This is a genomic window from Pseudomonas sp. TWI923 (genome assembly GCF_039673365.1).
In the GTDB taxonomy this organism is placed as follows: domain Bacteria; phylum Pseudomonadota; class Gammaproteobacteria; order Pseudomonadales; family Pseudomonadaceae; genus Aquipseudomonas; species Aquipseudomonas sichuanensis.
Map to the genome: position 1 here is coordinate 1 of NZ_JBDJLM010000120.1, position 8,180 is coordinate 8,180.

Genomic DNA, 8,180 nt, shown 5'->3' on the forward strand with positions numbered 1-8,180 from the left:
CGAATACGTCGGTGCATTCACTGCAGCATTCGCGGGTAAACCCGCTCCCACAAAGACAGTGCTCGAAATCATACGTGACGATCCCGCGCGCCGCCCAAGCTGACAAAGTTGTAATCTTCCCGTCAGCCAGCTGCCAGCCGGCGCTTTCCAGAATGGCCTCATTCTCGCTGCAGTTCCCGGAGTTCACATGAAACACCTGTTCATCACCGCCGCCCTTGCGCTGGTCAGCCTGCCCACCTTCGCCGACGAAGCACAGCACTTCGCCTTCGGCGAGCCGGCGCCGGCAGCCAAGGCCACCCGTACCGTCGAGGTCGTGCTCAAGGACATCGCCTTCGAGCCCAAGAGCCTCAAGGTCAAGGCTGGCGAGACAGTACGTTTCGTCCTGGTCAACGAAGGCAAGCTGCCCCACGAGTTCAACCTGGGTGACAAGGCCATGCATGCCGAGCATCAGAAAGAGATGGTGGCGATGCAGGGCAAGATCTTCACCGCCGGCATGAATCACGAGGGCATGGACCATGGCCAGATGGACCACGGCCAGATGAGCCAGGGTGGCCACGCGCACGGCGGCGGCAACACCGTGCTGGTGCAGCCCGGCCAGCGCGCCGAATTGACCTGGACCTTCCGCACCTCGGCGCCCATCGAGTTCGCCTGCAACGTACCCGGGCACTACCAGGCCGGCATGGTCGGCCCACTGACCATCGAGTAGCTTGCGCTCCAAGGCGGGGTGTAAAACCGGTAGACTAGGGGCATTTTCGAACCCTCAGGTCAGTTTCCATGCATCCCGCCGCCGAACACTCCCCGCTGGGCAAGTCCAGCGAATACATCGCCACCTACACCCCCGCGCTGCTGTTCCCCATTCCGCGCCTGGCCAAGTGGGCCGAGCTGGGGGTCAGCGGCGACGCCCTGCCGTGGCAGGGCGTGGATTTCTGGAACTGCTTCGAGCTGTCCTGGCTGCTGCCGTCGGGCAAGCCGGTGGTGGCCATCGCCGAGTTCGCCATCCCCTGCGATTCGCCGAACATCATCGAATCGAAGTCGTTCAAGCTGTACCTCAACTCGCTGAACCAGACCGTGTTCGCGTCGCTGGCCGAGCTGCAGGCCTGCCTTGAGAAAGACCTGTCCGGCGCCGCCGGCAAGCCGGTGCTGGTCAAGGTTCGCACCCTGGCTGAAGTGGAAGCGCAGGGCGTGACCGCCTTGCCGGGCCAGTGCATCGATGCGCTGGATATCACCATCAGCAACTACGAACAGCCACAGCCTGAGTTGCTGCGCTGCTCTGCGGAGCGCGTGGTGGAAGAGACCGTGCACAGCCACCTGCTCAAGTCCAACTGCCCGGTGACCGGTCAGCCGGACTGGGGCAGTGTGGTGGTGGAGTACAAGGGGCGGGCGCTGGATCACGCCAGCCTGCTGACCTACCTGATCAGCTTCCGCCAGCATGCCGACTTCCATGAGCAGTGCGTGGAGCGAATCTACCTGGACCTGAAGAACCTGCTGCAGCCCGAGTACCTGACGGTGTACGCGCGCTATGTGCGTCGTGGCGGGTTGGACATCAATCCGTATCGCAGCACCGGGCCGATCAGTCCGGCGAACCTGCGCCTGGTTCGTCAGTAAGAGACTGGGGGCGCTGTGCGCCCCTTTCGCGGCACAAGGCCGCTCCTACAGGTATCGCGCTGTGCCTGTAGGAGCGGCCTTGTGCCGCGAAAGGGCTGCAAAGCAGCCCAAAAGAAGTAAAGGGTCAGATGCCCATGCTGTGCAACGAATTGACGATGCTGCGCAGGGTGGCGGTGAGGTCCGGGTGGTCGGCCTCGAAGCGTTCGATGGCAAGGTTCACGCCATCCACCAGGTTGTTGTCAGGCGTGGCTTCCTCAAGTTTCAGTTGAGCCTCGATCTGCCGGGCTTCTTCATGCAGGTTGGCCAGCTCTTCATCCGAAAGCGGCACGTTGCGGTCCAGTTGCTCGCGCAGGCTGTTGAGGCGCTCTTGCAGTTCGCGGGCAGGCATTGTTCGTTCTCCATCAATGGCTTGGCAAGGCATGGACCTCGGCGCAATGGTAAAGGTTCGTGCCTGACCTCTAGCGTAATCCACCTGCCGGTGCTTTGCATGACCCGTATCAACGCGGACGTGTCAGGGCTTCTCGCCCTTGTGCCGGCGCAGGGCGATGTCCGACAGGCAGGTGTCGAGGGATTCCAGGTGGTCGATGACCGAATGCACGCCCAGGCCGAACAGCTCGAGCGTGGCTTTGCCGCGGGCACGTTCCTGCTCCTGTTGGGTCATGGCCTGCCACTGGCTTGAGGCCTGGTCGCAGGACGGGCTGCAGGCGGCCAGGCCGACGGTCCACAACCCGGCGTTCAGGCCCGACTGCAGCAGCAGCGGCTCGCCACTGATCAGCACGCAGCCTTCCAGTTGCTGGCTTTCGAGGGCCATCAGGGCCTGCCAGCAGGCATCTGGCGCCGGCCACTTGCAGCCGTTGCTGGGCAGGCCCGGCAGCCAGTCAGGGAGTACGCTGGTCAGGCGTTTGCCCGCGCTGGGGCTGACCTCGTCGAGCCAGATGCACGGCACTTGGCGGGCGCGCAGGCTGGCCAGCAAGGCCAGGGCGCCGGGGGCGGGCAGGGGGCTGCCGTCGCTGGCATGGACCAGGCAGCCACGCAGGCCGAACAGCACGGCAGTGAAGGCAGGTGCGTCTTGCATGGCAACTTCCCTGAAATACCCTGCAGGCTATCCAGCGTTTGTTACCGAGCGATGACTGCAACAGTTGTTCACAAAATGTTGAGCTAATTTATGTAAAGCTGTTTATCAGCCAGCGAGCCATTATACTGGCGCCTTGTTCTGCAGCGCGCCTTGGGCCGTTGCGGCCGTGAAATCCGAGGGAGAAACATCTATGCGTAGGATCGGTGCCGGAGTGATCGAGCGATTCACCCAGGCCTGTGTCTGCGCCAGCCTGTTGCTGGCGCCCGTGGCAGCCACCCAGGCGGCCACCGAGGACGACCCGTGGGAAACGGTCAACCGACCGATCTTCAAGTTCAACGATGTGTTGGATACCTACGCCCTCAAACCCCTGGCCCAGGGTTACCAGGCTGTCACCCCGCAGTTCCTCGAAGATGGCATCCACAACATCTTCCGCAACCTGGGTGATGTGACCAACCTGGCCAACAACGTGTTGCAGCTCAAGCCGCGTGCGGCGGGCATCGACACGGCCCGTTTGATCGTCAACACCACCTTCGGCCTGGGCGGCTTCTTCGATGTCGGCACCAAGATGGGCCTGCAGCGCAGCGACGAAGACTTCGGCCAGACCCTCGGTTACTGGGGCGTGCCCAGCGGCCCCTACGTGGTCATCCCGCTGCTCGGCCCAAGCACCGTGCGTGACGGCCTGGCCAAGTACCCGGACACCTACACCGAACCCTACCGCTATATCGACCACGTGCCGACGCGCAACTCGATCTTCGCCCTGGACGTGATCGATACCCGCGCCAGCCTGTTGCCTGCCGAGAAGCTGATCCAGGGCGACAAGTACATCTTCATCCGCAACGCCTACCTGCAGAACCGTGAGTTCAAGGTCAAGGACGGCGAAGTCGAAGACGACTTCTAAGCCTTGCGGGTGTGAAAAAGGCGACCTTCGGGTTAGTGCCAGTCAGTTAGTTGGGGCTGCTTTGCAGCCCTTCGCGGGTAAACCCGCTCCCACAGGTTTCGCGCCGACTTGAGGCTCTGCGCTATCCTGTGGGAGCGGGTTTACCCGCGAAGGTCGCGCAGCGACCCCAATTGGCTTAATTGACCGGCATTGACCTTCGGGTCGCCTTTTTGCGTCTTGCGTTCAGTGCATGGCCAGGATGCGCAGGCCGAACTTCTGTTCGCCTCCTGGCTGATCGGCGATCCACACCACTTCGGTGCTGGCATGCAGGCCCTTGAGGGCAGGGTGGTCGGAGTCGATGCGCACCTCGATGCGGTCGCCCACCTGGAAGCGCTGTGGCGCCTGCACCTGCATTCCGCTGCTGGACAGGTCCAGGCAGACGGCGGCGATTACCTGGCCCTCATGCAGCAGGCTGACCTCGGTGTCGATGCGCATGCGGATGAAATCGCGTTTTTCACTGTGGCTGTCGGGCGTCAGGTGCATGCTCGGTCCTTTCCATCGGTTGCGCCGCTGTGCAGGCTGTAGCGCCGATCATACGTCCGGGCAAATTGCATCGGCAATCGCCAGTTGCAGGGCAGGCCTGCAATGCCTGCGGGGCCGGCGGATATGCATAACAGTGTGCGAAACAGAGCCCTTAATAACCACGAGTGATTACCGCGCAGCACTCGACCCTTGCATGCTTGAAACGCCCGTCGGATGGGAGTACCGTCTGCGCCTTACAGGGCACCACTGCTATTTGTCGGGCGAGTTTTCTTGTCCTACAACTCAGAGAGTGAGTGATCACACAGTATTCCAGTAGCTTTGCGCCGGCTTGCCGACGCCCGCTACGCCAACCCAAATCGGCGCCGTTCGCCCACATGCAGAAAACCAGTGCAACGCTGCTGATTATCGATGACGACGATGTGGTCCGTGCCAGCCTCGCCGCCTATCTGGAAGACAGTGGCTTCAGCGTCCTCCAGGCCGGGAACGGCCAGCAGGGCCTTCAGGTCTTCGAAGAACACCAGCCCGACCTCGTGATCTGCGATCTGCGCATGCCGCAGATGGGCGGCCTCGAACTGATCCGCCAGGTCAGCGAGCGCGCGCCGCAGTTGCCGGTGATCGTGGTGTCCGGTGCCGGTGTCATGAGCGACGCGGTCGAGGCCTTGCGCCTGGGCGCCGCCGATTACCTGATCAAGCCGCTTGAAGACCTCGCCGTGCTCGAGCACTCGGTGCGCCGCGCGCTCGACCGCTCGCGCCTGGTGCTGGAAAACCAGCGCTACCGCGACAAGCTCGAAGCCGCCAACCGCGAGCTCGAGGCCAGCCTGCACCTGCTGCAGGAAGACCAGACCGCCGGGCGCCAGGTGCAGATGAACATGCTGCCCGAGAACCCTTGGGTTGCTGGCGAGTACACCTTCGAGCACCAGATCATCCCGTCGCTGTACCTGTCGGGTGATTTCGCCGACTACTTCCGCGTGGATGAGCGGCGCATTGCGTTCTACCTGGCAGACGTTTCCGGCCATGGCGCGTCGTCGGCGTTCGTCACCGTGCTGCTCAAGTTCATGACCACGCGTTTGCTGTTCGAATTCAAGCGCGGCAGCAAAGTGCGTGAATTCAAGCCTTCGGAAGTGCTCAGCCACATCAACCGCGGGCTGATCAACTGCAAGTTGGGCAAGCATGTGACCATGGTCGGTGGCGTCATCGACGAGGAAACCGGCCTGCTCACCTACAGTGTCGGCGGCCATTTGCCGTTGCCGGTGCTGTACACCCCGGGTGAAGTCCGCTACCTGGAAGGCCGCGGCCTGCCGGTGGGGCTGTTCGAAGAGGCCAGCTACCAGGACCTGGTGCTGGAGCTGCCACCGCAGTTCAGCCTCACGCTCATGTCCGATGGCATTCTGGACCTTTTGCCAGGGGGCACACTCAAAGATAAGGAAGCGACCTTGCCGGAAATCGTCAAGGAAGCGGGGGGTAGCCTGGAGGGGCTGCGCCAACGATTCGAATTGGCTACGCTTGGGGAGATGCCGGATGATATCGCCCTATTGGTGTTGAGCAGGAACCTTGAATGAGTACCGGTAGAATCCAGTTCGCCGAACAGAGCGGCACCTTCGTTCTGAAATTTGTCGGTGAAGTGCGCCTGACCCTGTGTTCGGCGCTGGATGCGACGATCGAGAAGATTTTCACTGCGCTGAATTTCTCGGCCATCGTCATCGATCTGACCGAAACCGAAAGCATCGACAGCACCACGCTGGGCCTGTTGGCCAAGCTGTCGATCCTGTCGCGGCAGAAAATCGGCCTGCTGCCGACCGTGGTCACCACCAACCCAGACATCTCGCGCCTGTTGCAGTCCATGGGCTTCGACCAGGTGTTCAACATCGTCGACCGCCCGGTGCCGTGCCCCGAGTGCCTGACCGACCTGCCATCGCAGGACCAGAGCGAAGATGTGGTGCGTTCCAAGGTGCTGGAGGCGCACAAGATCCTCATGGGGCTGAACGACTCCAACCGCGAGGCGTTCCACGACCTGGTGAGCGCGCTGGAGCGTTCCTGATCCAGCGTCTGCACAAACCTCTTCGCGGCTAAAGCCGCTCCCACAGGTTTTGTGCTTCCTCTGTGGGAGCGGGTTTACCCACGAAAGGGCCAGTTAAGCCGGCTTCATTCCCTGCGCACAAACTCCGTCGCCGCCGCCCCATCGGCATTGAGCTGATACACCCGCTCTGGCCGCCCCTGCTCATCGAAGAACACCTGCCCCAGCCCCGCGCTGTTCCACAGCCGCTCACCGGCCTTGCTGTGGCTGGGCACCCGTGGCACCACCTCCATCTCCCGGCGCTTGGTGAACCAGTTGAGTGGCGAGCGCGGTGAATACAGCCAGCGGTTGAGCCGGTCGAGTACATCCAGCAGGCGCCGGGGGAACTCGTTCTTGATGCCGCTGCTGGTTACCTGCCACAGGTGTGGGCTGCGCTGACGGTGGCGGATCAGCACTTCATAGACGAACGAGTAATGCACGTCGCCCGACAACACCACGTAGTGCCCCGGCGTGCGCGAGTGGCGGAAGATGTTGAGGATCACCTGTGCCGCGCCGCGGTGGGCCATCCAGTTCTCGGCATCCACCAGCAGCGGATAGCCCAGCGCACTGAATGCCCGCTGCACGGCTTCGATCAGCTTGACCCCGAAAATCGGCGCCGGCGAGACGATCACCGCCGAAGGGTGGTCGATCAGCGCCTGCTGCAGTTCGCACAGCGCTTCCCAGTCGAGCAGGCCGGACGGTTTGCCCAGGTTGCTTTCGCTGCGCCAGCGGCGGGTACGGGTGTCCAGCACCAGCAGCGGCGGGTTGCTGGGCAGCGCATATTGCCAACCCTGGAAGCGCAGCAGCTCGCCGATCAGTTCATCCTGCGTGGTGCGCTGCTGCGCAAAGCGTTGGCACTGCTCGATCAGCGGCGCGCAGGCATCCGGGTCGTTGCCCCAGCCCTGGCACAGCAGGTAGCCGAGCAGCGCATTGCCGATGATGCGCCGCGAGAACGGGTGGCCATAGGCGGTCTGTTCCCACTGCGCCGAGAGGTTCCAGTCATCGGTGATGTCATGGTCGTCGAAGATCATCAGGCAGGGCAGGTGGGCCATGACCCGCGCCACCTGGCCCAGGCCATCGGCGAAGGCTTGGATCAGTGGCAGCTCGTGCCGGTAGCGCGCCTGGCGTTGCTCGGTGAGGTCCGCCGGCATGTCCATCCGCACCAGCGCCCACGGCGTCGGCGACCACACCAGCAGGTACATGGCCATCACCTCGGCGAAGGTCACCAGGTGGTTGTCGGCATTGCTGGACGAGAAGATTGGCTTGCGCTTGCCACCGAAGAAGCGCTCGCGCAGGGTTTCGTTACTCTGCTGGGCCGGCAGCAGGTCGGCGCGGTGGTAGTAGCAGGCCGGGTGGCGGTAGAGCGCCGCGCCGCTGTCGACCACGGCGCCCTCCAGGGGCTCGTCGAACAGCCCCAGGCACTCGATCAGTTCATGGACGGCCCGCAGCATGGGGCCGGCGACGTCATCGGCGTACACCTGGTCGCCGGTCATCAACAGCACGGCGGGGCGTTTTTGCGGCTGGGTGCAGGCGGCCAGCAGGCGGTCAGCGCATAGCAGGCCGTCGGCCGCTGGGTGGTGCGGCTTGCGGCATGAACCGTGGAGTACCTGGTCGAGGCGCTCGCGCAGCACGAAATCTGGCCGGGTGGTACCGGGGTAGAGCAGGTGTGGCGCCCAGTCGCTGATGCCCTTGCCGTTGATCAGCAGGTCGTATTCAAGTGCGATGTCGCAGGGCAGCGCTCGGTCGAAATGGATGTCCAGCAGGTGCACGAATGCCCGTGCGCCGAGCGCGAGGGTGGTGCAGTGAAGGCTGGGGGTGATGCCCGGGTAGCCGAGCACGAATTCGGGCAGCAGCGGTTGCGAGCCGACCAGCCAGATGGCCAGGCGTTGGGGTTCAAGGCGGCGCAGTACCGGGCCAGCAAGAACAAGGGGCAATGGGGCGCGGGAGGTCATCGACGGCTCTGGAGGCTTGACTGGCCTCTTCGCGGGGCAAGCCCGCGCCGAGCAAGGTGGGGCGGGCGTGGCCCG

9 protein-coding genes are annotated in these 8,180 nt (G+C 63.4%); 5 read left to right on the plus strand and 4 right to left on the minus strand.

The genetic code is table 11. The features are described from left to right. Positions 1-187: 187 nt before the first annotated feature. Positions 188-706: a cupredoxin family protein gene (locus ABE459_RS24870; protein ID WP_323830467.1), complete on the plus strand. Its 519-nt coding sequence runs from the start codon at positions 188-190 to the stop codon at positions 704-706. Positions 707-774: 68 nt separating this feature from the next. Next, complete coding sequence (gene queF / locus ABE459_RS24875) at positions 775-1,605, plus strand: NADPH-dependent 7-cyano-7-deazaguanine reductase QueF (RefSeq protein ID WP_323830468.1); 831 nt, start codon at positions 775-777, stop codon at positions 1,603-1,605. A gap of 124 nt (positions 1,606-1,729) precedes the next feature. Here queF and ABE459_RS24880 read toward each other — a convergent pair whose 3' ends face one another. Together ABE459_RS24880 and ABE459_RS24885 are read right to left on the minus strand one after the other, a co-directional pair. Further along, positions 1,730-1,993: a DUF4404 family protein gene (locus ABE459_RS24880; protein WP_110993524.1), complete on the minus strand. Its 264-nt coding sequence runs from the start codon at positions 1,991-1,993 to the stop codon at positions 1,730-1,732. A gap of 123 nt (positions 1,994-2,116) precedes the next feature. Continuing rightward, positions 2,117-2,680, minus strand: coding sequence for a phosphonoacetaldehyde phosphonohydrolase-related protein (locus ABE459_RS24885; protein WP_323830469.1), 564 nt, complete (start codon positions 2,678-2,680; stop codon positions 2,117-2,119). A gap of 190 nt (positions 2,681-2,870) precedes the next feature. Between ABE459_RS24885 and ABE459_RS24890 the strand changes: the two genes are divergently transcribed. Further along, positions 2,871-3,578 (plus strand): VacJ family lipoprotein, encoded by a 708-nt coding sequence (locus ABE459_RS24890; protein WP_323830470.1) that lies wholly within the window; start codon positions 2,871-2,873, stop codon positions 3,576-3,578. Positions 3,579-3,800: 222 nt separating this feature from the next. On the opposite strand, the gene ABE459_RS24895 is transcribed toward ABE459_RS24890, so the two are convergent. Then, positions 3,801-4,100, minus strand: coding sequence for a PilZ domain-containing protein (locus ABE459_RS24895; RefSeq protein WP_125463388.1), 300 nt, complete (start codon positions 4,098-4,100; stop codon positions 3,801-3,803). 374 nt (positions 4,101-4,474) lie between these two features. Between ABE459_RS24895 and rssB the strand changes: the two genes are divergently transcribed. Beyond that, positions 4,475-5,659, plus strand: coding sequence for a two-component system response regulator RssB (gene rssB / locus ABE459_RS24900; protein ID WP_125463389.1), 1,185 nt, complete (start codon positions 4,475-4,477; stop codon positions 5,657-5,659). After that, a complete protein-coding gene (gene rssC / locus ABE459_RS24905) occupies positions 5,656-6,138 on the plus strand; it encodes an anti-sigma factor antagonist RssC (protein WP_110993518.1) in 483 nt (160 codons plus the stop codon). Before rssB ends, rssC begins: the two co-directional genes overlap by 4 nt. A 104-nt stretch (positions 6,139-6,242) precedes the next feature. Here the strand turns inward: rssC and ABE459_RS24910 are convergent, their stop codons facing one another. Continuing rightward, positions 6,243-8,105, minus strand: coding sequence for an alkaline phosphatase D family protein (locus ABE459_RS24910; protein WP_323830471.1), 1,863 nt, complete (start codon positions 8,103-8,105; stop codon positions 6,243-6,245). Positions 8,106-8,180: the final 75 nt, after the last annotated feature.

What these genes read in the sequence shown, in the direction of transcription:
- ABE459_RS24870 (WP_323830467.1), top strand. Translation starts at nt 188, where the DNA reads ATGAAACACCTGTTCATCACCGCCGCCCTTGCGCTGGTCAGCCTGCCC.
- queF (WP_323830468.1), top strand. Translation starts at nt 775, where the DNA reads ATGCATCCCGCCGCCGAACACTCCCCGCTGGGCAAGTCCAGCGAATAC.
- ABE459_RS24880 (WP_110993524.1), bottom strand. Translation starts at nt 1,993, where the DNA reads ATGCCTGCCCGCGAACTGCAAGAGCGCCTCAACAGCCTGCGCGAGCAA.
- ABE459_RS24885 (WP_323830469.1), bottom strand. Translation starts at nt 2,680, where the DNA reads ATGCAAGACGCACCTGCCTTCACTGCCGTGCTGTTCGGCCTGCGTGGC.
- ABE459_RS24890 (WP_323830470.1), top strand. Translation starts at nt 2,871, where the DNA reads ATGCGTAGGATCGGTGCCGGAGTGATCGAGCGATTCACCCAGGCCTGT.
- ABE459_RS24895 (WP_125463388.1), bottom strand. Translation starts at nt 4,100, where the DNA reads ATGCACCTGACGCCCGACAGCCACAGTGAAAAACGCGATTTCATCCGC.
- rssB (WP_125463389.1), top strand. Translation starts at nt 4,475, where the DNA reads ATGCAGAAAACCAGTGCAACGCTGCTGATTATCGATGACGACGATGTG.
- rssC (WP_110993518.1), top strand. Translation starts at nt 5,656, where the DNA reads ATGAGTACCGGTAGAATCCAGTTCGCCGAACAGAGCGGCACCTTCGTT.
- ABE459_RS24910 (WP_323830471.1), bottom strand. Translation starts at nt 8,105, where the DNA reads ATGACCTCCCGCGCCCCATTGCCCCTTGTTCTTGCTGGCCCGGTACTG.